Origin of the sequence: Paenibacillus polysaccharolyticus (genome assembly GCF_023714295.1) — a bacterium.
Taxonomy (GTDB): Bacteria; Bacillota; Bacilli; order Paenibacillales; family Paenibacillaceae; genus Paenibacillus; species Paenibacillus polysaccharolyticus_A.
Map to the genome: position 1 here is coordinate 164,216 of NZ_JAMAUN010000004.1, position 23,711 is coordinate 187,926.

Annotated in this window: 23 protein-coding genes and 1 other annotated feature; of the genes, 2 read left to right on the plus strand and 21 right to left on the minus strand. The window is 45.2% G+C overall.

From position 1 onward, the window contains the following. Window positions 1–514 precede the first annotated feature (514 nt). Window positions 515–3,190 (plus strand): YhgE/Pip domain-containing protein, encoded by a 2,676-nt coding sequence (locus M3629_RS13415; protein WP_251507075.1) that lies wholly within the window; start codon window positions 515–517, stop codon window positions 3,188–3,190. 143 nt (window positions 3,191–3,333) lie between these two features. Here the strand turns inward: M3629_RS13415 and M3629_RS13420 are convergent, their stop codons facing one another. The 8 genes from M3629_RS13420 to lspA form a co-directional block, all read right to left on the minus strand. Further along, on the minus strand, window positions 3,334–4,641 hold the full coding sequence (locus M3629_RS13420; RefSeq protein WP_251507077.1) for a DUF6080 domain-containing protein: 1,308 nt from the start codon (window positions 4,639–4,641) through the stop codon (window positions 3,334–3,336). Window positions 4,642–4,691: 50 nt separating this feature from the next. After that, window positions 4,692–5,012, minus strand: a complete 321-nt coding sequence (locus M3629_RS13425; protein ID WP_251507078.1) for an EamA family transporter — start codon at window positions 5,010–5,012, stop codon at window positions 4,692–4,694. Next, window positions 4,999–5,289, minus strand: coding sequence for an EamA family transporter (locus M3629_RS13430; protein WP_090923793.1), 291 nt, complete (start codon window positions 5,287–5,289; stop codon window positions 4,999–5,001). The genes M3629_RS13425 and M3629_RS13430 overlap by 14 nt, the downstream gene beginning before the upstream one ends. Before the next feature lie 26 nt (window positions 5,290–5,315). Further along, the gene (locus tag M3629_RS13435; RefSeq protein WP_251507081.1) at window positions 5,316–5,948 is read right to left on the minus strand and encodes an HAD family hydrolase; all 633 of its coding nucleotides are present in this window, start codon (window positions 5,946–5,948) and stop codon (window positions 5,316–5,318) included. 33 nt (window positions 5,949–5,981) lie between these two features. Beyond that, window positions 5,982–6,890, minus strand: coding sequence for a decaprenyl-phosphate phosphoribosyltransferase (locus M3629_RS13440; RefSeq protein ID WP_251507083.1), 909 nt, complete (start codon window positions 6,888–6,890; stop codon window positions 5,982–5,984). Between the two features lie 180 nt (window positions 6,891–7,070). Next, a complete protein-coding gene (locus M3629_RS13445) occupies window positions 7,071–8,324 on the minus strand; it encodes an LL-diaminopimelate aminotransferase (protein ID WP_090923739.1) in 1,254 nt (417 codons plus the stop codon). A 110-nt stretch (window positions 8,325–8,434) separates the two neighbouring features. Then, window positions 8,435–9,337 carry an RluA family pseudouridine synthase gene (locus tag M3629_RS13450; protein ID WP_251507441.1) on the minus strand — a complete coding sequence of 301 codons (903 nt, stop codon included), beginning with the start codon at window positions 9,335–9,337 and terminating at the stop codon, window positions 8,435–8,437. Window positions 9,338–9,389: 52 nt separating this feature from the next. Beyond that, a complete protein-coding gene (gene lspA, locus M3629_RS13455; RefSeq protein ID WP_090923795.1) occupies window positions 9,390–9,884 on the minus strand; it encodes a signal peptidase II in 495 nt (164 codons plus the stop codon). 233 nt (window positions 9,885–10,117) lie between these two features. On the opposite strand from lspA, the gene M3629_RS13460 reads away from it, so the two are divergent. Continuing rightward, window positions 10,118–10,855 (plus strand): TraR/DksA C4-type zinc finger protein, encoded by a 738-nt coding sequence (locus M3629_RS13460; protein WP_251507086.1) that lies wholly within the window; start codon window positions 10,118–10,120, stop codon window positions 10,853–10,855. Between the two features lie 36 nt (window positions 10,856–10,891). On the opposite strand, the gene M3629_RS13465 is transcribed toward M3629_RS13460, so the two are convergent. The 13 genes from M3629_RS13465 to ftsZ form a co-directional block, all read right to left on the minus strand. Then, window positions 10,892–11,257, minus strand: coding sequence for a DUF5665 domain-containing protein (locus tag M3629_RS13465; RefSeq protein WP_251507088.1), 366 nt, complete (start codon window positions 11,255–11,257; stop codon window positions 10,892–10,894). A 183-nt stretch (window positions 11,258–11,440) separates the two neighbouring features. Continuing rightward, window positions 11,441–14,539, minus strand: coding sequence for an isoleucine--tRNA ligase (gene ileS / locus M3629_RS13470; protein ID WP_251507092.1), 3,099 nt, complete (start codon window positions 14,537–14,539; stop codon window positions 11,441–11,443). A gap of 117 nt (window positions 14,540–14,656) precedes the next feature. Continuing rightward, window positions 14,657–14,948, minus strand: a binding site (T-box leader). Between the two features lie 57 nt (window positions 14,949–15,005). Then, window positions 15,006–15,515: a DivIVA domain-containing protein gene (locus tag M3629_RS13475; protein ID WP_090923744.1), complete on the minus strand. Its 510-nt coding sequence runs from the start codon at window positions 15,513–15,515 to the stop codon at window positions 15,006–15,008. Window positions 15,516–15,764: 249 nt separating this feature from the next. After that, entirely contained in the window at window positions 15,765–16,547 is a 783-nt protein-coding gene (locus M3629_RS13480) for an RNA-binding protein (RefSeq protein WP_251507095.1), read from the minus strand. A 15-nt stretch (window positions 16,548–16,562) separates the two neighbouring features. Beyond that, window positions 16,563–16,826, minus strand: coding sequence for a YggT family protein (locus tag M3629_RS13485; RefSeq protein ID WP_090923796.1), 264 nt, complete (start codon window positions 16,824–16,826; stop codon window positions 16,563–16,565). 16 nt (window positions 16,827–16,842) lie between these two features. Beyond that, window positions 16,843–17,310, minus strand: a complete 468-nt coding sequence (locus M3629_RS13490) for a cell division protein SepF (RefSeq protein WP_090923746.1) — start codon at window positions 17,308–17,310, stop codon at window positions 16,843–16,845. Beyond that, window positions 17,301–18,002: a YggS family pyridoxal phosphate-dependent enzyme gene (locus M3629_RS13495; RefSeq protein WP_251507100.1), complete on the minus strand. Its 702-nt coding sequence runs from the start codon at window positions 18,000–18,002 to the stop codon at window positions 17,301–17,303. The genes M3629_RS13490 and M3629_RS13495 overlap by 10 nt, the downstream gene beginning before the upstream one ends. Before the next feature lie 6 nt (window positions 18,003–18,008). After that, on the minus strand, window positions 18,009–18,908 hold the full coding sequence (pgeF, locus tag M3629_RS13500; protein ID WP_251507102.1) for a peptidoglycan editing factor PgeF: 900 nt from the start codon (window positions 18,906–18,908) through the stop codon (window positions 18,009–18,011). A gap of 54 nt (window positions 18,909–18,962) precedes the next feature. Then, a complete protein-coding gene (locus M3629_RS13505) occupies window positions 18,963–19,355 on the minus strand; it encodes a YlmC/YmxH family sporulation protein (protein WP_251507105.1) in 393 nt (130 codons plus the stop codon). 216 nt (window positions 19,356–19,571) lie between these two features. Next, window positions 19,572–20,354 carry an RNA polymerase sporulation sigma factor SigG gene (sigG, locus tag M3629_RS13510; protein WP_110898501.1) on the minus strand — a complete coding sequence of 261 codons (783 nt, stop codon included), beginning with the start codon at window positions 20,352–20,354 and terminating at the stop codon, window positions 19,572–19,574. 111 nt (window positions 20,355–20,465) lie between these two features. Continuing rightward, window positions 20,466–21,188, minus strand: coding sequence for an RNA polymerase sporulation sigma factor SigE (sigE, locus tag M3629_RS13515; RefSeq protein ID WP_090923750.1), 723 nt, complete (start codon window positions 21,186–21,188; stop codon window positions 20,466–20,468). 11 nt (window positions 21,189–21,199) lie between these two features. Continuing rightward, window positions 21,200–22,189: a sigma-E processing peptidase SpoIIGA gene (gene spoIIGA / locus M3629_RS13520; RefSeq protein WP_435368221.1), complete on the minus strand. Its 990-nt coding sequence runs from the start codon at window positions 22,187–22,189 to the stop codon at window positions 21,200–21,202. Window positions 22,190–22,533: 344 nt separating this feature from the next. Beyond that, window positions 22,534–23,643, minus strand: a complete 1,110-nt coding sequence (gene ftsZ, locus M3629_RS13525) for a cell division protein FtsZ (protein ID WP_090923751.1) — start codon at window positions 23,641–23,643, stop codon at window positions 22,534–22,536. Between the last annotated feature and the right edge of the window lie 68 nt (window positions 23,644–23,711).

Here is a 23,711-nt window from a genome sequence, read left to right on the forward strand (position 1 = left end):
CGTTCACGTTACCTTGCCAGTCTCACGGGACTGATTTAAAGGTGCTATTCATGTCGTGCATATGAGGAACCTCACAGAGTTCTATCTCCATATGCCCGTTTGTCTTCATGAATTATGACAGAAAGACAACCCTCTGTCAACACCTCACCATCGCAGGTGCAAATCCTCTGCTTCGTCTTATTAGAATCAGCATTTAGGCGACAAAACATCCATGTCACATCACATGTCATTCGTCATTTATAATTATACAACAAACCTGCATATTTATCCATAGACAATTACAACCTGTTTCTAATCCAAATAACACCACCTGTCCCCTATTTTCAAACACTTCTCCTGAATCTATGAAGCCGATGAATCAGTCTCCTTTCAATTGGGGAAGTTTATACACACGTTCATTTATTAAATCTGCCTTTTTTCCGATATACATATAGCTTAGGGAGTAACAACGTAAGGAAGGTGACCTTATCCCTTCACTGTTATAGCTCCCTTCATTATTTTGAAGGAGGACACCATGCGTCACATATGGCAAATTTACAAGACAGACTGGCTACATATTTTCAAAGTACCCACAGGTGTATTTCTGATCGTCGCAATCATATTACTGCCAGGTGTATACGACTGGGTAAATGTCAAATCCGTTTGGGACCCGTACAGTAATACACAAGGCATCAAAATCGCCGTAACTAGTGAAGACAAGGGTGCCACGGTTACGGGTACTGCCATTAATATTGGCGATGAGTTAATGAATAGTTTAAGTCACAACCACAAGCTGGGATGGACATTTGTGAATAAAGCCGAAGCTAACCGAGGTGTTCAGACCGGTGAGTATTATGCCAGCCTGCTCATTCCTGCTGATTTTTCATCACGGATCACGGGCATTGTGGATGGAAAACTGGATCGACCGGAAGTCATATACACAGTCAATGAAAAGGTTAATGCCATCGCTCCCAAAATAACCGGTTCGGGCGTATCCGCCATTACAACGCAGATTAATGAGAATTTTACCGAAGCCGTCAGTGAAGCAGTGCTTACCAAGCTGAAGGAAGCTGGCGTAGAGATTAATGCACAGTTGCCAACGCTACGCAAAATGGAAAGTGGCATCTTTTTGCTGGAGAAAAATCTGCCTGAAATCCAGACAGCTGGTCAGAAAGTGCTCGAAGTTGACCAAGCCATGCCGGAGATTGTAAAACAGGCTCAAAAAATTGTTGAATTAGAGAAAAGACTGCCTGAAATTAATGAAGCTGCTGAATATGTACTAAAAGTACAGCAATATTGGCCTCAGATTAAAGCGGCTGCTTCAGAGGTGGTAGCCTTACAAGATCGAATACCGGAAATAGAGCAAGCCGTCGCCCGCATTCAAGAGGTTGATGCCAACTTCGGACAAGTTTCTGGAGTGATTCAAACCGCCCTGGATAAGACCAATCAAGCTCTTGCTATCGTTTCTGATGCTGAGCAGGATTTGGATAAGGTGTCCGAAATTTCTGATAACGCAGTGCAGTTTGCTAATGGATTAAATCAATTTGCAAGTTCCAGTCAGGAAGCTTTCCAATCGATTACGCCAACGATTCGGCAAAATCTGATGTTCGTGCAGCAAATAACAAACGTAGCTGGCGATATGTTCGAACAATTAAAAGGAACCGATTGGAGTAAGTTGCCAAGCGCTGATGACATCGACCGTCTTACTTCTCGTCTAGGCACTGCAGTAAAAATCATGGATAGTATGTCTGATCTGTTAGGCAAAATCGATGCTCTATTGCCCTCTCATCCACTGGCAACAAGGATACAGCAATTACAAACGATATCCGAACAACTTCAGCAACAAATAAAACTGGCCGGGATCATCAGTACAGCCTTGCGTGAGAATACAATCCCTCCCGCAGATGTTGTTGCCCGATTAAATGAAATGAATAGAAACATTAACACCGGGATCAATCGCTTCCTAAGCACCTTTGATAGCCAGATTGTTCCTGCGCTTACGGATGCAACCGATCAGCTAAAGTCTGTTCTCTCTACGTCAGCTAATACGTTGCAAGCAGCAAAGGAGCGTCTTCCCGACATTGCAGCAATTCTCGCTACAGCGAAGGAAGGCATTCAATTTGGTCAAACGGAGCTGGAAAAAATTCAGGGTGATCTACCCGACATTCAGGCTAAGGTGCATGAGATTTCACAAACCGTTGGCACTAAGAGTGAATCCTTTATCCGTGCTTGGAATGTGGTGTCTTCCCTTATTCAACGTGATCTGCCCAAGCTGGAGGATAAATTAAATGCGGCTGCCGATTTTGTTCGTAATGATCTGCCTCAGACGGAGAAGCAAATTAGCAAAGCGTCCAGCTTTGTGCAGCATCAACTGCTCGATGTGCAACGAGGAGTACATCGCGTAGCTACTCTTGTTCGTAAGGACTTGCCAGAGCTGGAAAGTGCAATCCGCAAGGCTGCCGAGAAATTAAGAGAAGTCGAGGGCAATAATCAATTTGCCGAGCTCGCCAAATTGTTGCGGGGGGATATTGAAGAGGAAAGTGCATTCCTCGCGAGTCCAGTACAGATTAAGGAACAAAACCTGTACCCCATTCCGAATTACGGTTCAGCCATGTCACCATTCTATGCCGTATTATCACTATGGGTAGGTTCAACATTGTTAATATCCCTGCTGCGTGCGGAAGCAGAAAACCCGGAGGGCACATACCGCGGATATGAACTGTATCTCGGTCGCCTAGCTACTTTCTTAACCGTTGGTTTATTGCAGGCGATATGCGTTACAGCGGGAGACATCTGGATTCTGGGGACGTATGTCGCAGATCAATGGTTTTTCATTGTATTTGCCATGCTAGTGAGTGCAGTGTTTGTCACGATCACATATACGCTTTTATCTGTATTCGGTAATATTGGCAAAGGCATCGCTATTATCTTCATGGTGTTTCAGTTCTCCAGTTCGGGTGGTACTTTCCCAATCAGCATGACTTCGCCCTTTTTTCAAGCGTTAAATCCGTTCATGCCGTTCACTTATGCGATCAGTCTGCTACGTGAAGCTGTCGGTGGTATACTATGGTCAACAGCCATAAAGGACATCCTATGGTTATGTCTGTTCATAGCGCTTAGTCTTATTCTTGCTCTCTTGTTAAAACGACCATTAAGCAGCTTAACGAAACGTTCTGCTGAAAATGCGAAAAAAACGAAAATCATTGCTTGATTTGTGTATTTAGCAGTACCTGAGTTTCGCAAAAGAGGCCTCTTGAACGTAAGTTCAAGAAGCCTTTTTCTTTTTGTATTACTACACAGGATATCATCATGTGCTGTGCCACGCTTTTCATTCAATTCTTTTTACAGATCCGCTCATCGCTGTGTAGAGCGTTGCTGTTCCAGCTGTTCATAGGATTGTTTAATCGTCGACAGGGTTTCAAAATGACGATAGATGTTGTTCCCCGCCGTGACAAGCAGGGACGCTACGAGCAGTCCAATCAGTACTTTTTTACCCAACCCGGAGCGCAGACTGCTGATAAACATACCACCAAGCAGATAAAAAGCAAACAAATAATGTCCGGCGTACAGGTACATATCATACTGGTACACAGCCAGCCCGAATCCCACAACAAGGTGAAGCAGGAAAGCGAATATAATGTACGGAATTAACGTCCACACACTGCGCTCCCGTATACCACAAATGAAACCTGCCAGCGCGAGGAGCAAAAGAAGTATACCTGTCATCTGAACATAAAGCGGATTAGAACGGGTAAGGTCTGTGACAAATGCGACCATACCCGGATCAAGCAGATGCACTTGGGGGGATAACATCGGATTGATCGTCAGCAATACTAACGCTTTATAATGTGCCGCCCACTGGAAAGGTGTCGCGTAACTCGTGCCCCCATTTTGAATGCCTAACAGCCAGTTGCTTATCCAGCTTCGGCCGCCAAATGCAACATACTGAATGGCTGTTAACACTACAATCATTAGCACGGCGAGTGACATGATGCCGATATATTTTTTCCAACCTGCCTTGCTACGCCATACTTGCATATTAAAGAAGAGAGCCCCGGCAAATGGCACGATATTGGTTGAGGTCAATCCGAAGTTAATCGTCGCAAATAACGCATTCGGGACATAACGGACGTGCTTCTGTGCACGCGAATACTGCAAGTATAGAACAGACAGAAGAATAACAAACTGCACATACGGATACGAGTCCGGGATAAAAGCTGTAAACATAAGGTACGAACTGAACCCAAACAGCATCCCGAACAACAACGGTGTATGTGAGGATTTCGTTTCATTTTGGCTTAGAAAAACAAAGACCAGTACAACTGAACCTGCATTCACAAGGGATTGTAATATCAGAAAAAACCAATTGCCCCCCAGCAGCTTGGAAATAGCTCCGAGCGTAACCGCCAAATAAGATATTAAGGGGTGAATAACCGAAGAACTGTTATCTCCGTAATACATCGAAGGATCAAAATTAAACAGGTTAAGTGGAAATACCGCTGTATTAAACGGTGTATATTTTCCCAGCATCTCTGCGTTTTGACTGATATACATAATATAAGAACCATTCATCAAACCATAAAAAAGAGCAAAACCGGCGAACAAAACAAAAGCAGTCCAAGTCACTCTACGGTCATAAAATATGTAATCTAAAAATTTCATGCGTTCACATCCAATAGTTAATGATAAAGATTAGAAATATAAAATCCGGTCTAGAGTACCAGCAAGCATAGTCCGCCCATTATACAGATAACGCCGATCCATCTCATTGGTCCTACCGTCTCCTTAAAAGCCCATCTTGCAATAATAAGGGTCCAAACGTAAGTTAAAGCGTTCGCAGGCAGCACTACAGTTAGAGGCAGAAACTTCAGTAACACAATGTTAAGTAGTGCACCCGTTCCATAAAAACCAAGTCCGATCAGCACATGCAGTCGTTTACGACTCGTTGCGTAAAATTTCAACCCAGCCCCGCCCATCGCTCCGCATAGGGTCATCATGATTAACACAGCAATCATCCAACTATCGATCCACACTGGTTAATGTCACCCCGATTCCCAGGAGCACAACAGCCGCAAGCTTTTGTACCGTAATTTCTTCACCAAGCAAAAAATATCCGTAGATTAGAGCAAAAACATAACTGGCACACATCAGCGGATAAGCTACCGAGAGCTTTTCGCGTGCGAATGCCTTAATCATCAAAATGGCTCCCATGCCGTAACATAGAAAACCCACACCCATGTAGATCCACTCCGTCAATCCCCACTTCCAGAACAATTGCCCTGTCGCCGTCAGGAAAGCAGAAGCCAGCATCAACCATTTGCCGGTGTGACGTGAACCTATTTCCCCCACGTTAACGCCTCCATCTCAGGAACACGTTTATTTACAAAATACCGCTGACGCACAAGCTGCATGACGGGAAGATCAGATAAAGAATCGGAGTAGGAGCAGGATTGCTCATAATCAATTTCCATGTTTTTCTCGGCCAAATAAGCTTGAATCCGGCGTACCTTTTCTTCTCCCTTACAATTGGCACCTTCAATGATGCAGGTATAACCATTCTCATGTCGAACAAGTTCGGTTCCGATCACATGATCGACCCAAGGGAAATTTTTGAAATACTTCATATACGCATACGGAGAAGCCGTTACGAGCAACACGTGATATCCAGCTTCCTTCCGATGTTGCATCTCTACACTCGCCTCCGTAAATATGGAAGTTCGGAGGTGGGTATCGAAAAAATGCTCCAGGTCTTTTTCAGACATACGTTTGATTTCTTGAAAATAGGAACGTTTAACTCGTTCAACCGTCATAATACCCGCTTTGAATAGGAAGGTATGGAATGCAATGACAGGCAGACGCCATACTTGCCAAGGATAACGTCGCACACTATAAAATACAAATTGAAACATGGAGTCACTGCGTATAATCGTTTTATCGATATCAAAGATCGCAACCTTCGTTCGTTTCACCCTGATCCCCCTCTATACTAAATCTCTCTATGATCATTCGAAAATGGCAAAAATCGTAATCACACTCACTACATACAAAATAACCGTAATCAGGATAGGCTTGTCCTCAAATAAAACCCGGTCCGGTGATCCGCCCTGATTTTTCATATGGATCAGATACAAATACCGGAACATGCCATAAATCACCAGTGGAATGGTCCACATCAGATGAATAGTGCGATCTGACGTAAAGGTGAACAGTGAATAACTGATGATGGTTGCTGTCGTGACGATCGTGTTGAACTGATCCAGTAACGTTATCGAGTAATTATCCAGCACTTTACGATGTGATCCTGTGTTGCCTTCGAGCAATGTAAGTTCATTTCTCCGTTTACCAATCGCAAGGAACAGCGATAACAACATCGTGCAAATCAGAAACCAAGGGGTGAACGGCACATGAATCAATACACCACCAGCAATTGCACGAAGCACAAAGCCTGCCGCAATGGTCATCATATCCAGAATAACGAGATGTTTCAGTACAAAAGAATAAGATACGTTCAGTAGGAAATACACAATGCACAATACACCGAACAACGGATTCATCACAAAAGCAGCTCCCAAGGAAAACACAAGGAGAGCCATTCCGAATACTATTGCATGTGTAGGATTAACCTGCCCTGAAGCGATTGGACGGAATTGCTTAGTCGGATGTTGCCTATCCCGTTCCCGATCTACATAGTCGTTCAGTATATACACACATCCTGCAACAAGGCTAAATAACAGAAAGCCAATCACTGTTGAAACAATGGTCTCCGTTCGGATTTCCTCAAATGAAAATAACAATGCTGCAAATAACAACAAATTTTTAGTCCACTGTTTAGGCCTTAGCAATTTAAACAAACCAGAAACGGTTCCAGCATTACCTACAGCAGAAGACGCGTCTTGCCGTGATGAAAACAATAGCAATAACTCCCTTCAACAACAATTCTAACGGATTAGTCTATACAAATAACGTAAAGACTTAATCATAAGTTGCTTGGTTATTTTTGTAAAGAGGATAAACGATATATTTTGACATAAAAAAGAGACCGGTACCGGTCTCTTTTTACCCATTATGGTTCATATTAACGCATGTTTGAATTAAAATTCAAACTCTACATCACTCAGACGACGTTTGATTTCAGCAATAACACGTTTCTCTTCTTCTTCGCCACTCGCAATGAATGTAACAGAGAAACGAACAAAGTTACCTGCATCATCCCAAGGTACGGATGAAATCAGCTTCTCACGAATTAAGAATTGGGAGAAGTCTTCTCCTGACTCGAAACGACGTCCACCGACCACACCTTTTGGTGCTTCAACATAAAGGAAGAAAGAACCTTTTGGTTTCTCTGCTTGGAAGCCCAGCTCGTTGAGTGCTGCAACCAGCATATCGTGACGGCGGGAATACTTTTCTGCAATTTTCTCCGTAATTTCAGGATGATTCAATCCGTAAGCCGCTGCCTTCTGAATCGCGATGAATTGACCGGAATCGTTGTTGTCCTTCACATCACTGAATGCTTTGACAACGAGAGGATTACCGGCTACAAAGCCAATTCTCCAACCTGTCATGTTGTAAGATTTGGAGAGAGAGTGCAGTTCTACACCTACATCTTTGGCTCCTGGTACAGAAAGGAAACTGAAAGGCTTTTTGCCATCATACGTCAATGCTGCATATGGAGCATCGTGAACAACAACGACATTGTATTTTTTCGCCCATTCAACGACCTCTGTAAAGAATTCCACTGTTGCACTTGCACCAGTCGGGTTATTTGGATAGTTCAGATAAAGCAATTTTGCACGTTTAGCGATATCTTCAGGAATAGCTGTCAGATCAGGCAAGAAGTTGTTCTCTTTGGTCAATTGAATATTGAATACTTCTCCACCCAAATATTTCGTGTGTGTGCCCATTACAGGATAACCAGGCACAGTCATAATCGTTACATCACCTGGATTAATGAAGCAAGAAGGTAACATTGCCAAAGCCGGTTTGGAACCGATGGAATGTACGATTTCTGTATCCGCATCAATACCATCCACGTTAAATACGTTTTTCAGGTAAGCAGCTGCGGCTGTTTTGAATTCAGGAATACCATTATCGGCGTACCCACGGTTCTCTGGTTTAGCCGCTTCTGCAGCAAGTGCAGCAACGATGCCTGCGTCAGCCATCTCGTCGGGTTCACCAACCCCAAGGTCAATCAGTTCGACATCGGGAAAGTCTTTTTTGGCCGAAGCTTTCGCGCGTTTGATTTTTTCGAATTTATAGATGTTCGTGTCTTTACCATAGTTGGAGCCGCCGATACGGTCGGCAAAATTAGTTTGGATATACGTTTCCTGATATTTATCGATACTCATAATGTGTTCATCTCCTCATTTTGACGCAAATTTCTCATGTTTTAATATGAAGCATTTGAGCATTCAACACCATGGACAAAATATCCGAACATTTGTACTTTCTTCAAAGGTCAGCGGCTTCTCAGCGAAGCGAGTACATCTTCCATATCCTGCGGAATCGGTGCACTGAATTCCATGTATTCTCCTGTGGAAGGATGCACAAAACCAAGTGTTGCCGCATGCAGAGCCTGTCCATTCATTTTGATGCCTTTGTTCCGCCCGTACGTCGGATCACCAACAAGAGGATGACCGATAAATTTCATATGCACCCGGATCTGATGGGTACGCCCTGTTTCGAGCTTTAACTCGAGCAAGGTATAATCGTTGATGCGCTCCGTCACTGTAAAATGAGTCACTGCATGTTTGCTGTTACGTTCGGTGACTGTGTACATTTTACGATCATTCGTGTCCCTTCCGATCGGTGCATCTATGGTACCTTGATCATGACTGAGATGCCCATGAACGAGTGCAATATAACGCCTGTTCACACTGTGCTCCTTCAACTGGGCAGCTAGTGAAGCATGCGCCCGGTCGTTTTTGGCCGCCATAATCAAGCCTGACGTATCCTTGTCAATCCGATGTACGATCCCTGGACGCAGTTCTCCGTTAATACCGGAAAGATCCTTGCAATGGTACATTAGAGCGTTCACAAGTGTTCCTGATGTATGCCCCGGTGCAGGATGTACGACCAGTCCACGTTGTTTGTTAATGACAATCAGATCACTGTCTTCATAAACCACTTCAAGCGGGATATCTTCCGCAATAATCTCCACCGCAGCAGGCTCGGGAATCTGTAATACGATCTGATCTCCTTCTGACAGCTTCGCGTTGGACTTCACCAGAGCACCATTGACTGTAACTGCACCATCTGCAATCCATAGTTGCACTTGCGAGCGAGACACGTTATCTACAGCATCTGTAATATATTTATCCACACGTTCCTTCTTATGTTCAGCGGCAACGATCCATTCCATACGTTCCTCGCCATTAAATTGCTCATCGTTATTGCGTTGTTCCTCATTCAAATTACTCATGATGCTCATTCCCTTCAATCTTCGCGGCCGCTTTTTCACGACGTCCTTCCAATAATGTCTCCACAATAATCAAAGCTACCCCGATACAGATGGCCGAGTCAGCAATGTTGAAAATCGGAAACGTGTAACTCCCAAAATTAAGCTGCACAAAGTCTACAACTTCCCCCGTCAACGCACGGTCAAGGAAGTTACCAATCGCTCCTCCAAGCACTAGGCTAAGCGCTACTGGTAGCAATTTGTGCGGGGTATCTTTTACTTTTTGCAAATACCAAATCAAGGCGACAACCACAATAATGGTCACCACAATAAAGAACCAGCGTTGATCCTGCAGGATACCAAACGCTGCACCTGAATTTCGATGGGAAGTGATGACAAAAAAATTACCAATGACCGGAATTTCTTCTCTAAGCTCCATCCGGGTAGCAATCAGATACTTTGTTCCCTGATCCACTAGAAATACGATAAAAGCAAGGATATAATACACCACGTTTGTTGTCACTCCGTTCTTGTCTTTTCCAGCGATACCAAGCATTCGCCAGACTTATTTATTGTAGCACAGCTATTCAGAGATCGTCCATGACGTGGCAACCTTGCGAAGCAATATTGGCTTAGGCGGATTGGAAAAACCGATAACATTTGCCTTCTGTAATCCTGCTCCAAAAGGCACATCCTAGAACGGAGAAAAAACCGGATTCCAAATGGAATAGAAAGGGGAAAGCCATGTCACATTTTACAACCGAGCAAATGCAATCATTGCGTTCCCAGCTCTTGTCAGATAAACGGGATATCGAACACCGGTTGTCAGAGAACGAACACTACGGCCTTGGAGACTCATTAAAACTACAAACAGGTGAACTGTCACCGATTGATAATCATCCTGGTGATCTTGCCACAGAGGTATATGAACGAGAAAAAGACATCTCCTTGCTGGAGCATGATGAATTTCAACTCGAACGTATTGATTCCGCCCTGCACTCAATTGAAGAAGGTCATTACGGTACATGCGCTGTCTGCCAGCAACCGATCCCTTATGAGCGTATGGAGGCCGTTCCATACACAAAGTACTGTAAAAAGCATCAACCGGAAACCATCGTTTCCGAGAATCGGCCTGTGGAAGAAGAGTTCCTCGCCCCATCATTTGGACGTACCAGTCTGGACGAGCGGGATGATCAGAATGGTTTTGACGGCGAAGACGCTTGGCAGATCGTGGAGAGTTGGGGCAACTCGAATTCCCCGGCAATGGCGGAAAACGGTAATATCGACAGCTATGATGTGATGGCTATTGAAGCTACGGAAGAGCTGGACGGCTTTGTTGAGGCTTACGAAAGCTTTGTCGCAACGGATATTTATGGCCACGATGTTTCCATTGTACGTAATCGCCAATACCGACAGTACCTGAAGAATGGCGAGGGCTTAGGATTACTTGAACCAAACTCAGATGACGATGACACGTATTAAGTGTTTGTTTAGAGCTGTGCAATCTAAAGCCTTTTTTCAATACGTATTCATATCAAGCTGCCTTTGTACGATTCGTACAATATCAGCAATATAATCTCCGACGATGGGTAGATTTAATGCACCAAGAACCTGTAACACATAGATAATGGTGGCCGCGAAAAAAGTAAATCCGATGGCAATTCCTACACCTCTGGCTGCACCAGACAAAAGATTCAGCCCGATTAGCTTCCACGGCCGATTTAACAATTCCGTATACTGTGCAATACGTGAACGCTCCAGCTCACTCGCAAGACGGTTGGTTAACGTATGTAATTCTTCAATTTTATCATTCGCCGTGTCCACCTTTGCTATTTCCGCTGCTGCTGTTGCACTGGACTCAGCCGACTTATCCTGTTCGCTCATGTTTCGCTCCAATCCTTCATGAATATAGATCAAACGAACGTGTATCTTTTCTAAAAAACTGCACAATTTAATCATTGCCTTATCGGTGGAAAAACAAACAAAAAAACAAATGAGCCCAGCTTCAGGAACAACTTCCTTCCTTAACTGCGGCTCATTTATTTTAACCTTATTTATCCTTGTTCATTACGCTTCAATATAGATTCCGATGCCTTTGCCTCCGGCTTCTACACGCTCCATACCATCCACTTGACCGAATGTCACGTCCGTCACCAGTACATTTTCACGCAGAACATCGTCGAATGCTTCAATAGCTGCTTGAATATCCGCATCCACATCCAGCGTCAGGCGCACTCTTTTCTCGATTGGCAGATCCAGACGTTTGCGGGTATCTTGTACCGCCCGAACTACTTCACGTACCCAACCTTCTTGCTCCAGCGCGGTTGTGATTTCGGTGTTGAGAGCTACCGTCAAACCATAACCGGATGCGGAAGCAAAGCCTGATTTAGCCTGTTTCTCAACGAGCAACTCCTCATCCGTCACCTGTAGCTCCTCCCCTTCCGGAGAAACGACGTTGAATGCACCATCCGCTACCACTTTACGGGTCTCATCCGCCGTCATGCCTTTGAACAAGTTTTGCAGGAAACCTACGTTTTTACCGTATTTTTTACCCGCCACTTTAAGATTCAGCTTGAGAGTGAAATCAACAAATTCGGCATCGTTGTGCTCTGTACGGATTCCTTTGACGTTGATCTCTTCCTTGATGATCTCTTCATAACCTGCCAGATCGAAACCTTTGTCAAGGGATACGATCAACTCGGACAATGGCTGACGCGTTTTGATACCTGTCTCGTTACGAACGTTACGCGCAAGCTCAACCACACGTCGAGCTGTTTCCATATCTTGTTCCAGATCCGCATCGATTAATGTTTCATTCGCTACAGGATAGTCATCCATATGCACACTTTCGCCAGTTGTCAGGTTGAGGTAGATATCCTCAGCCAGCATTGGAGTGAATGGCGCAACCAGTTTCGCTGTAGTCACGAGCACCTCGGTAAGGGTACGATACGCATCCAGCTTATCCTCTGTCAAACCACTTCCCCAGAAGCGATCACGGGAACGGCGGATATACCAGTTGCTGAGCTCATCTACAAAGGCTTCGATCGCTTTGGAAGAGTTCAGGTAGTCGTTCACGGACAATGCTTTTTCTACCACAAGGATCAGACTGTTCAATCTGGACAAAATCCAGCGATCCAATTTGTGAGCAGACACTTGGAATGGGTGTTCCTGTGGATCAAATCCATCGATGGTCGCGTATAGCGTCAAGAATGCATGAGTATTCACCAGCGTATCCACCATTTTGGATTTTGCTTCCCCTACGATGCCTTTGGAGAAACGTTTGCTGTTCCACGGTGCACTGTCAGACAACAACGCCCAGCGGAATGCGTCCGTACCGTACTCCTCGATAACTTCCCAAGGATCGATAACATTACCTTTAGATTTAGACATCTTTTGGCCATTTTCATCCAGTACGTGTCCTGTTGCCATAACGGCTTTATAAGGCGCTTTGCCTGTCAAAAGCGTGGACACTGCGAGCAGGCTGTAGAACCAGCCGCGCGTCTGGTCAATCCCTTCACAGATCATATCCGCCGGATATTGCTGTTCAAATACTTCTTTATTTTCAAAAGGATAATGCTGCTGCGCAAACGGCATGGAGCCGCTGTCGAACCATACATCGATCACTTCAGGTGTACGTTTCATTTCGTATTTGCCGCAAGAGCTGAGCACCTTCACTTCATCCACATAAGGTTTATGCAATTCGAGATTTTCCGGCACGTCGCCTACGGCACGCGCACGTAATTCGGCAATGCTGTGAGGAGCAAACTGTTCACCTGTCTCTTCACACACCCAGATGTTCAGCGGCGTTCCCCAGTATCGGTCACGGCTGATGTTCCAGTCCACGAGATCTTCGAGGAACTTCCCAAATCGGCCTTCACGCACATGACCCGGATACCACTCCACTTCACTGTTGTTGGCAATCAACTGATCCTTGATGGCTGTTGTTTGGATAAACCAGCTGTCCATTGCGTAGTACAGAAGTGGAGTATCGCAACGCCAGCAGAACGGGTAGCTATGCTCGTATTTCTCTTTGCTGAACAGACGGCCGTTCTCGGACAAGTATCTTACAATGTCGATGTCGCAATCTTTTACAAAGCGACCTGCAAAATCAGTCACTTCTGCTACAAACTTACCTTCCAGATCAACCATGTTTACAAAACTGATGCCATTCTCGCGACATACACGGTAGTCATCCTCACCATGTGCAGGAGCCAAATGAACGATACCCGTACCGCTTGCATCCGTTACAAATCCTGCACCAAGCACGATGTTTGTTTTCTCAGCCTGTACGTAGTTAAATGGCGGGCTGTACGTTTTACCGACCAGGTCTGCACCTTTCAGTGCACCGATGATCTCATACTCGCCTTTGCTATCTTTCATTACTTTTTCCACCAGATTCGTTGCCATGATGTACACTTCATCGTTTTGACGTACACGCGAGTAACCCATTTCGGGGTTCACAGCAAGAGCAACGTGAGAAGGAAGTGTCCATGGTGTCGTCGTCCAAGCCAGTATGAATTCTCCGCTGTCTTGTAGCTTGAATTTCGCTGTTGCACTCAGATCTTTAACGTCCTTGTATCCTTGTGCAACTTCATGCGAACTCAATGTTGTTTGGCAGGAAGGGCAGTATGGACTTACGCGGTGACCGCGGTACAACAAACCTTTCTCATGGATCGTCGCCAGGATGTTCCACACACTTTCGATGTAGTTGTTGTCGAGAGTGATGTACGGATTATTCATATCCGTCCAGTATCCGATCCCTTCCGTCAAATCACGCCATTGCTGCTCGTATTCAAAAACACTTGCTTTACATTCGTTGATAAATTTCTCCACGCCATAATCTTCGATTTCCCACTTGTGGGAGATGCCCAACTTCTTCTGTACACCAAGCTCTACAGGTAAACCATGTGTATCCCATCCCGCTTTACGCACAACGCGGTAACCCTTCATCGTGTTGTAACGACCCACAAAGTCTTTGATTACACGTCCGAGAACGTGACCGATATGTGGTTTACCATTCGCTGTAGGCGGACCTTCATAAAATACGAAGTTCGGCTTACCTTCCCGGTTCGCAATGGAGCGTTTAAACGTATTCTCCGTTTTCCATTTATTTAACACACGTAGTTCTCTTGCACGTGCTTTCTCTTTGACATCCACTCGTTGCATGCTGTTCGACTTCCTTTCTGTTGTTAAGATGAATCGATTGTAAAACATTAAACATACACCATTGTAGCTCAATAGATTCCGCTCACCGTTTTCGGACACAAAAAAACCTCGTCCCTGGAAAGGGACGAGGTTCTGCTCGCGTTACCACCCTAATTCTGTTCATCACAAACCACATTCAGGTTCCCCTGAGTATGCTCTGTCATCAACAGCGCTTAAGCCCCGCTAAACTGACGCAGGGTACCGTTATAACGTACGGTTTACGGTTCAGCTTACACACGGCAATGCTTTCACCGCTTCAGCGTCACTTCTCCGGGGAGATATTCGGCTATAACTCATCCGTTGGTTTGCACCAGACACCAACTCTCTGAGGGATGAGATCATAACGTACTGAGCCCGTCATGGAATCACTATTCAATATGAATATAGTTATAGCTTCTTTACCCGCAAAAGTCAACCGGGCGGCAGACTAATAAATCTCTTTCATCTCCCGCTCACGGTCACGCACTTCCTGCTCGCGGCTCTCCAGCGCTTCCCAACCATCCTGTGTCAACAGTTCAAGCTGAGCTTCAACCAGCGTGCGGAAACGCGCGCGATAGATGGATGCCTGTTTCTTCAGTTCTTCCACTTCCAAAGCAATCTTACGAGATTTTCCAAGTGCTTCGTTAACGATTCGGTCTGCATTTTTTTCTGCTTCCTTCACGATTAACTGAGCTTCCTTCTTCGCGTTATTCTTCACATCGTCAGCAGCTTCCTGTGCAATGATGATCGTTTTGCTAAGAGTCTCCTCGATGGTAGCAAAATGATCCAGCTTCTCCTGAACGGACAGCAACTGATTGCTCAGCTCCTTGTTCTCGCGGATGACGCCTTCATAGTCTTTGATGACTTGATCCAGAAATTCATTGACTTCATCCTCGTCATACCCACGCAAGCGTCGGGAGAATTCCTTGTTATGTATGTCCAGCGGCGTTAATGGCATGCTGTCCACCTCCTGTAAAAATTCCTTCTCACACTTAGAGAAGGTTTGCAGCATATGGGTTCCACCCATAAGGCCGTACAAAAATTTGCCGAACCTGAATCCAGCAACTTTAACGGAATGCAAGTTCTGTCACATGACGTAATTAGAGTTCCAAATATCTTGCACTTTAATGTATATCGGAAACACCGAGTATTTTTTTACCTTTACGTTTAACATTTCGACAAGAATTCGGATTATCCTGCAACAATCTCAAGCAAATTTCCCGATTTTCACACGGCAACGTCCCTTTTTGGTCATTCCATCTTGTTCCAAGACCTTGAATCGGCCAAACCCTTGAACGGATACCACATCCCCCGCCTTGAGTGGCTTCGATGGGTCTTCCACCACTTTCCAGTTCACCTTACAGCGCCCTGCCTTGATTGGAACCAATACTTTGCTTCGGCTCAGCCGATAGACATCTGCACAGATGCCGTCCAGCCGCAACGATGCAACGGTAATATCTATCGTATCCAATTTCGTCGCAGACCATTTCATCTGGTTCAATGGTAATAACTCTGTGAATACATGCAACCGATGCACCTGATTCAATTGAAGCGATAAAAAAGCGCCGGTCTCTGCTGCCACTACAGTATGGCAACCATCCTCCAGCACTTGAATATCTCCAATCTTGCCTCGTTTCATCCCGAGACCAAGCAGGGAACCCATATAGTCCCCATGCTCCAGTTCCGAGATTTTCTGATCGTCAGACGTAATGCTAAGCACCTGCATCCCCATATCTTCCTCATCCAGGTATCGATAGTCGGGTGCAATCAATGCACGTTTGCGTTCGGCCGCTTCGTAACCGCCGTCCAGACGAATCTGAACGTCATCGGTACGGTTGACCAGGGTTTGGAGAATAAACACTTGCCTTGGATCAAGAAAATCGGTGAGCTTCAGATCATGAAACTTGCTCGCACGTTCAATCCAATCGGAAGCTTTATCCACAAAGTCCCGCTCATCATGGCTAAAATGTTCGTAAATATCAGCACTCATCTATGTCACCCTAACCTAAAATGTCAAATATTGAACGATAGAGAGTAACCCAACAAGCGCCAGTCGAAGAACAAGCAGCGCGACAATCGGGGAAATATCCAGCACACCGAACAGAGGCGGGATAAACCTGCGGAAAGGACTTAAGTAGGGCTCTACAAATTTGCCTAACAATTCACCGATGAAGCTCTCCCGTGCATTGGGAAGCCATGACATCAATATGTAGACAATAACCATGTAAAAATAAATCTGGTATAGCGTACCCAATATACCTTCAATCATCTGATACAAAAAAGGCTCACCTCATTCTGTTATAATCTTGCTCGCTGTCAGCCAGTATCTCCGTAATGGTTCCCTGAATTTCAACCGTATCTGGCGTACAGAGAAAAATGTTGCCGCCAATTTTAGATATACCGCCGCCTAAGGCATATACCGTGCCGCTCAGAAAATCAATCACACGTAAAGCCTGATCTTGACGGATTCGCTGCAAATTCACAACAACGGTACGATGCGACCGCAGATGGTCGGCAATCTCCTGTGCTTCGTCATAAGAACGAGGCTCATAAAGGACAACTTTTACATTTTTCTGGGAATGAATGCTAACCACATTATTACCCCTTTGGTTTCTACGTTTATCAAGTGCAGAGGTTTCATTTTCCTGCTGTTCAGGCTCGTGTTCTTCCTGGGCAGCAAGGCGCTCCCGCTCTACAATCTCTTCCTCTTCCTGAAGTCCCAGGAAATTCATAAATTTATTCATTACGCCCATCGTGTTCCCTCCTCTTTTCCTACGAGAATTGATCCAAGCCGCACCCAGGTTGCTCCTTCTTCAATGGCCACTTCGAAATCGTTGGACATGCCCATGGACAACTCGGTAATCGGCTCAACTGTCAATGCTTGTCCATTCAAATCTTCTCTCAGTTCACGCAAACCTCGAAATACAGGACGCGTCAACTCTGGATCTTCCTCATGAGGCGCCATTGTCATAAGACCAATGACCTTAAGGTTGTTGAACGATTGAATTTCCTTCAGAAAAGAACTTGCCTGTTCAGGCTGCAGACCGTACTTGCTCTCTTCGCCTGAAATGTTCACCTGCATAAACGTGTTCACCTGAATTCCAAGTGAAGCAGCTTTTTTATCCAGCTCTTTCGCCAGTGACAAACGATCCAGTGAATGGATGTACGCAAACTTGCCAATGACGTCTTTCACCTTGTTCGTCTGCAAATGACCAATAAAGTGCCACGTGCCCTTCTGTCCAAAGGCTTCCCATTTCGCCTGTGCATCCTGCCAGCGATTTTCTCCAATATGCTCAAGACCATGATCCAGCACAGCACCCGTCGTTTGTAGTGAAACATATTTCGTGACCGCAATCACATTCACATCCTCAAAAGGCCGGTTACTGCGCTTACACGCATCTTCAATCTTCTGATTCACTTGTTGTATACGCTCCTCCAATGACACAGAGGATCACCTCTCTTCCAGCCCAATCCAGCTTGCCATTCTTCCCGTTACCCCATTTTCCTTACGATAGGAAAAAAACAGTTCGGGATGACAACTTGTACACCATGTTGTACATTCGATATGATCCGGCAATATTCCTGCTTTCATCATAATGTGTCGATTACATTCTTTCAAGTTTAACATCGTTTTTCCATTCGCAGCAGGTGTATATATGCGCTTGGAAGCAGATGGATTGTATTCATCATTACCCTGAGGTTCATCCAACCAAACCCGAACATGCTGCATAACAGCCTCATCCACTTCGTAACAGCAATCCCCGATGGAAGGGCCAATAGCCGCTCGAATATCCTCTCTCCGGCTTCCATACTCCCGCTCCATCGTTTCCACCATAGAGACGGCAATACCCGCCACAGTGCCTTTCCATCCCGCATGAGCAAGACCTATAGCCTGATTCACCGGATCATAAAAATACAATGGAACGCAGTCAGCATAAAATGAAGTCAGCAGTATACCAGGCACATTAGTCACCAGACCATCCGTATCCTGCAATGCGGATTGGCGATCTAACAGCCCTCTGCCTTTGTCTTTAGCTCTAATGACAGCCACTGCTTTACCATGCACCTGTTCTCCACAAGTCCATGCTTCCAGCGGGAAAGCGAGCTTCTCCGTTACGAGACGGCGATTATGAAGCACTGCCTCCGCATCATCTCCAACGTGATACGCACAATTAAGTGTAGCGTAAGGTTCCTGACCAACGCCGCCATGTCTGGTTGTAAATCCAACCGTTAGCTGCTCAAACAACTTTTTCCAAGGTTCAATATATAATAACAGCGGATCTTGATCACCATGATACGTTTTCTCTTCAATATCCTTAATGACATCTTTGTCCAAAACAAAAGCTTCCATTCTTCATCACCTCACAACTTTCAGTTTACCAAATGTGGATGCATTCTGTCTCATTTAAATCGTTCTTCGTTGACTCCGATCCAGCCGTTCCAATCGTTCGGTTCGCTCCGCGCGGCCTTGTTGCTGCTCATCATATAACCGTGCTTCACGGTCCCGCTCATCATACGCTTGTTCTTTCACCTCATCCATTTTAACCAAAATAACATCGGAGCCAATCTTCACAATGTTCCTCCAAGGGATAATTAGATCTGTTCCCCCTCCAAATAACCCCATAAAACGGCTATATCCTGGGACTACGATGGCTTCAATTCGCCCCTGCTTCAGATCCAGTTCCAGGTCACTGATCTGGCCAAGACGTTTACCATCCGTAATATTTATGACATCCTTTGTTTGAAAGTCAGAAATTTTCATGCCGCGTGACATTGACTCATTTGTATTCACTCTCATTCTCCCGCCCCCTGTTAAAGCTCATCTGCCCGTTCAGCATGCCTCTATACCAATATATGTGCTGAAGGAGAAAAATGTACTGTTTTTCGCTTGTTTATTACAACAGCCAACTCGGGCAAGAGTACACTGGACTAGGGGCTTCCCTTCCTTTTGCGCAAAAAAAGACGATCAATGGAATGATTCTCCGACTGATCGCCTTTCTTGTTAAATATCATCCTACGACTTCACATGTTTCTGCATCTGCTGTATGGCTGATTTCTCCAGACGTGAAACCTGGGCCTGCGATATCCCGATTTCATCTGCCACTTCCATCTGGGTTTTCCCTTCAAAAAAGCGCATCGACAAAATCATCTTTTCCCGTTGACCGAGACGGTGCATCGCTTCCCGCAATGCAATCTCCTCAATCCAGGACACATCCTTGTTTTTGTCATCACTGATCTGATCCATCACATATATCGGGTCTCCCCCGTCATGATAAATCGGTTCAAACAGCGATACCGGATCTTGAATGGCATCCAGTGCAAAAACAACATCTTCCTTCGGCACATTCAGTGCCTCTGAAATTTCAAATATCGTCGGTTCGCGTGAATTTTTATTTGTCAGGCTGTCACGAACCTGGAGTGCCTTATAGGCAATATCCCGTAGTGAACGGGATACCCGAATCGGATTATTGTCACGCAGATACCTGCGAATCTCACCGATAATCATCGGTACTGCATAGGTTGAAAATTTGACATTCTGGGATAAATCAAAATTATCAATGGCTTTCATCAGGCCGATACATCCAACCTGGAACAGATCATCGACAAACTCCCCCCGATTGTTAAAACGCTGAATGACACTGAGCACCAGACGCAAGTTGCCATTCACTAATTTCTCTCTTGCTGAGCGATCATGGTGTTGCTGAAGGGAATGAAATAATTCCCGCATTTCGATATTGGTGAGAACAGGCAACTTTGCGGTGTCCACGCCACAAATCTCGACTTTGTTTCGGGTCATCGTGATTTACCTCCCAAGGAGAAACATTAATGTACATTATCTCCGAGGCAGGCTTTTTTATTCGTCGTTGGCATCCTTGCCAGTAATACCCAATCTTCTTTTATCACGGGATCAGACCATTTTGTTGAACTCTTTTCGCAGCCTCTTAATGATTCTTTTTTCAAGCCTGGAGATATAGGATTGGGAGATTCCTAGCAGATCCGCCACATCCTTTTGCGTTTTTTCTTCGCCATCCGTCAAGCCAAAGCGAAGCTCCATAATCATTCGCTCGCGATCCGTCAGTTTCTCCAGTGCCTTATGCAGCAGCTTACGATCTACCTGTTCTTCAATATTTCGATAGATTGTATCGTTCTCTGTACCGAGTACATCGGATAATAAAAGCTCATTTCCATCCCAGTCAATGTTAAGCGGTTCATCAAAAGAAACTTCAGTACGAATTTTACTGTTACGGCGCAGATACATCAAAATTTCATTTTCGATACAGCGCGAAGCATAAGTCGCGAGCTTTATTTTCTTTTCCGGATCAAATGTATTCACAGCCTTAATCAATCCAATTGCACCTATGGATACCAGATCCTCGATGTTAATACCTGTGTTCTCGAACTTACGTGCAATGTATACCACCAAACGCAGGTTACGCTCAATTAACATGGCACGGATGGCCGAATCTCCTGACGATAACTTCTGAAGCAAATATTCCTCTTCTTCCCGTGTCAATGGAGGTGGAAGTGCCTCACTTCCCCCGATGTAATAGATCTCTTCACTTTTCAGCCCAAATAGGAACAACAAACGATAATATTGTAGCTGGGCAACCAATTTCCATTTCACAAGCATGTAGGTTCCTCCTATACCACATTCAGCGGCTTTTCTGTGGGTTCTGCGGATTGAGCCTTAGACTGCGCAGAAGCAGCTTCTTGCACCAGTTCAGGATGAATCACGGCCTGATATTTCCCGTCCGAGGATAAAACGCCCCCATCTAGCCCAATCAGAACTTTTGTTGTCACATAATCCGTTCCATCCATCGTTACTGTAACCCGATCCGGCTTGACCGCCATCATAAATGCTGTTCCTTTATTAATCCCCCGATAAGGAACTAAGCGCAGACGATCCTGCCAACGAAAATGTTTCTGATCCAGTTCCATGATGAGATTTTCCGGTGATTCGTTTTTCAGCCTAGAGTTCCATGAATCAGGTAACATCGTTTGCCACAACGAAACCTCCATAACCATCACCGGCATCCGTGACAAAGGGTCTGTGAGCTGATTTCCTGTATCCAGAAGGCCTGTACAAGACACAACAACCTCATCAATGCGAACCTCAACTTGACCAAGGTAAGTGGACATACGATCTGATTTACGTTTGGCGCCTTGCACAATTTTGAATAAAATGAGCACCGCGAAGAATACAATGAAAGTGAACCAGAACGCAACCTTCAGATCAAACGACATGCCGCCAGATGCAGTGAACCAGATGCCATTAAACAGTTCTCCTGAACTCTGAAGCATATAATGCACGCCCAGGATTCCTCCGGCTGCCACAAAATTAATGACATAAAATGTACCCAGCGTCCTCACAAAAGCCTGCAGTCCCTTATATCCAAACGCGATACTCAACATCACAAGAGAAAAACCAAACTTGATCAAAAACGTGAACAGGAAATCAAACTGCGGTACAAACATCATCACGACATATAACGCGCCAACGATGGCCGATAACAGCCATCTCCACCAGACCAGCTTCGTTTGGCGCATCCAAGCAGTCAATCCAATGAGAGCTCCATCAATACATAGGTTTGTCAAAAAGATCAGATCGACATACACAACCACGCTCTTCACCTGCCTGCATCCAACCTATCGAAACGAATGGTTACAACCAACCTCACATCAGTCAGATTGTATCGATCTCACATGACTCAGGGCGGAAACAACCCAAATGCTACGGATTGATATAACCTAAATGCTTCATCATCTCGATATTTATAAGCATATTCCCAAGTATACGGAGCCTCCTGTTCAAAGTCTGTCTAAATGTGGGAGCTTGTCTCCAACTATTTTTGTCGGAATGACGCAGCCGAGTTGTTCAGAATTTGTTCATTCCTGTATGTTACGCTATATAAAAAAACAACAAAAAAACCCGGCTGCTGCAAAAGCAGCACCGGGTTTCCCAGATATTTACCAAATTATTCGTTGTTGTTGTTACGGGAACGATTACGTAAAAATGTCGGAATGTCCAACTGATCATTGCTTGGCTGGTTTCCGAATGGACGAAGATTCGGTGAACGCGTCTCTGCTGGCTCTGATGCTGTAGCAGGTTTGCGTACCGGTGGAGCAGAAGGTTTGTCCTCAAATCCAGTGGCGATGACCGTAACCTTGATCTCCTCTTTCAGATCTTCATCAATAATCGCACCAAAGATCATATTCACTTCCGGATCGGAAGCCGATGTCACGATCTCCGCTGCTTCGTTCACTTCATACAGGGACAGATTAACACCGCCTGTAATGTTCATGATTACGCCGCGTGCGCCTTCAATAGAGGTTTCAAGCAAAGGACTCATAATGGCTTTGCGTGCTGCTTCAGCTGCACGGTTCTCACCCGTCGCTTCACCGATCCCCATAAGCGCGGATCCCCGCTCGTGCATGATCGTTTTGACATCTGCAAAGTCAAGGTTGATCAAACCGGGTACTGCGATCAAATCGGAGATACCTTGTACCGCTTGGCGCAATACGTTATCCGCTTGGCGGAATGCTTCCAGCATCGGTGTCTTTTTATCTACAATCTCAAGCAAACGGTCATTCGGGATGACGATCAGTGTATCCACTTTTTCCTTAAGTGCTTCGATGCCTTGTTCTGCATGGCTGGAACGCTTGCGGCCTTCAAAAGTGAAGGGACGTGTCACAACACCTACAGTAAGGGCGCCACACTCTTTGGCAATTTCAGCGATCACAGGAGCTGCACCCGTACCTGTACCACCACCCATACCAGCTGTAACAAAGACCATGTCTGCACCTTTCAACGTGTTCATGATCAGGTCACGGGACTCTTCAGCTGCTTTTTTACCCACATCCGGATTGGCACCTGCACCAAGACCACGAGTTAATTTATCACCGATTTGCAATTTATGCTCGGATTTTGCCAGGTGTAGTGCCTGAGCATCCGTGTTCACCGTAATAAATTCAACACCTTGTACACCATTTTCAATCATTCGGTTAACAGCGTTGCTTCCGCCGCCGCCTACTCCGATGACTTTAATCTGAGCCAAGCTCTCCATCTCAAAATCAAATTCCAACATATAATTCCATCTCCCCCTCAATGTGCATGGATGGCCCGTCCAATTTTTGATTTGAACCGAATCAATTT

What these genes read in the sequence shown, in the direction of transcription:
- ileS (WP_251507092.1), bottom strand. Translation starts at nt 14,539, where the DNA reads ATGCAACGAGTGGATGTCAAAGAGAAAGCACGTGCAAGAGAACTACGT.
- M3629_RS13460 (WP_251507086.1), top strand. Translation starts at nt 10,118, where the DNA reads ATGTCACATTTTACAACCGAGCAAATGCAATCATTGCGTTCCCAGCTC.
- pgeF (WP_251507102.1), bottom strand. Translation starts at nt 18,908, where the DNA reads ATGGAAGCTTTTGTTTTGGACAAAGATGTCATTAAGGATATTGAAGAG.
- M3629_RS13415 (WP_251507075.1), top strand. Translation starts at nt 515, where the DNA reads ATGCGTCACATATGGCAAATTTACAAGACAGACTGGCTACATATTTTC.
- sigE (WP_090923750.1), bottom strand. Translation starts at nt 21,188, where the DNA reads ATGCTTGTGAAATGGAAATTGGTTGCCCAGCTACAATATTATCGTTTG.
- M3629_RS13430 (WP_090923793.1), bottom strand. Translation starts at nt 5,289, where the DNA reads ATGCTGGCTTCTGCTTTCCTGACGGCGACAGGGCAATTGTTCTGGAAG.
- ftsZ (WP_090923751.1), bottom strand. Translation starts at nt 23,643, where the DNA reads ATGTTGGAATTTGATTTTGAGATGGAGAGCTTGGCTCAGATTAAAGTC.
- M3629_RS13450 (WP_251507441.1), bottom strand. Translation starts at nt 9,337, where the DNA reads ATGGAATGGATCGTTGCCGCTGAACATAAGAAGGAACGTGTGGATAAA.
- M3629_RS13465 (WP_251507088.1), bottom strand. Translation starts at nt 11,257, where the DNA reads ATGAGCGAACAGGATAAGTCGGCTGAGTCCAGTGCAACAGCAGCAGCG.
- M3629_RS13420 (WP_251507077.1), bottom strand. Translation starts at nt 4,641, where the DNA reads ATGAAATTTTTAGATTACATATTTTATGACCGTAGAGTGACTTGGACT.
- M3629_RS13445 (WP_090923739.1), bottom strand. Translation starts at nt 8,324, where the DNA reads ATGAGTATCGATAAATATCAGGAAACGTATATCCAAACTAATTTTGCC.
- M3629_RS13475 (WP_090923744.1), bottom strand. Translation starts at nt 15,515, where the DNA reads ATGCCATTAACGCCGCTGGACATACATAACAAGGAATTCTCCCGACGC.
- M3629_RS13490 (WP_090923746.1), bottom strand. Translation starts at nt 17,310, where the DNA reads ATGGGCGTAATGAATAAATTTATGAATTTCCTGGGACTTCAGGAAGAG.
- M3629_RS13480 (WP_251507095.1), bottom strand. Translation starts at nt 16,547, where the DNA reads ATGAGTGCTGATATTTACGAACATTTTAGCCATGATGAGCGGGACTTT.
- M3629_RS13485 (WP_090923796.1), bottom strand. Translation starts at nt 16,826, where the DNA reads ATGATTGAAGGTATATTGGGTACGCTATACCAGATTTATTTTTACATG.
- M3629_RS13505 (WP_251507105.1), bottom strand. Translation starts at nt 19,355, where the DNA reads ATGAGAGTGAATACAAATGAGTCAATGTCACGCGGCATGAAAATTTCT.
- sigG (WP_110898501.1), bottom strand. Translation starts at nt 20,354, where the DNA reads ATGACCCGAAACAAAGTCGAGATTTGTGGCGTGGACACCGCAAAGTTG.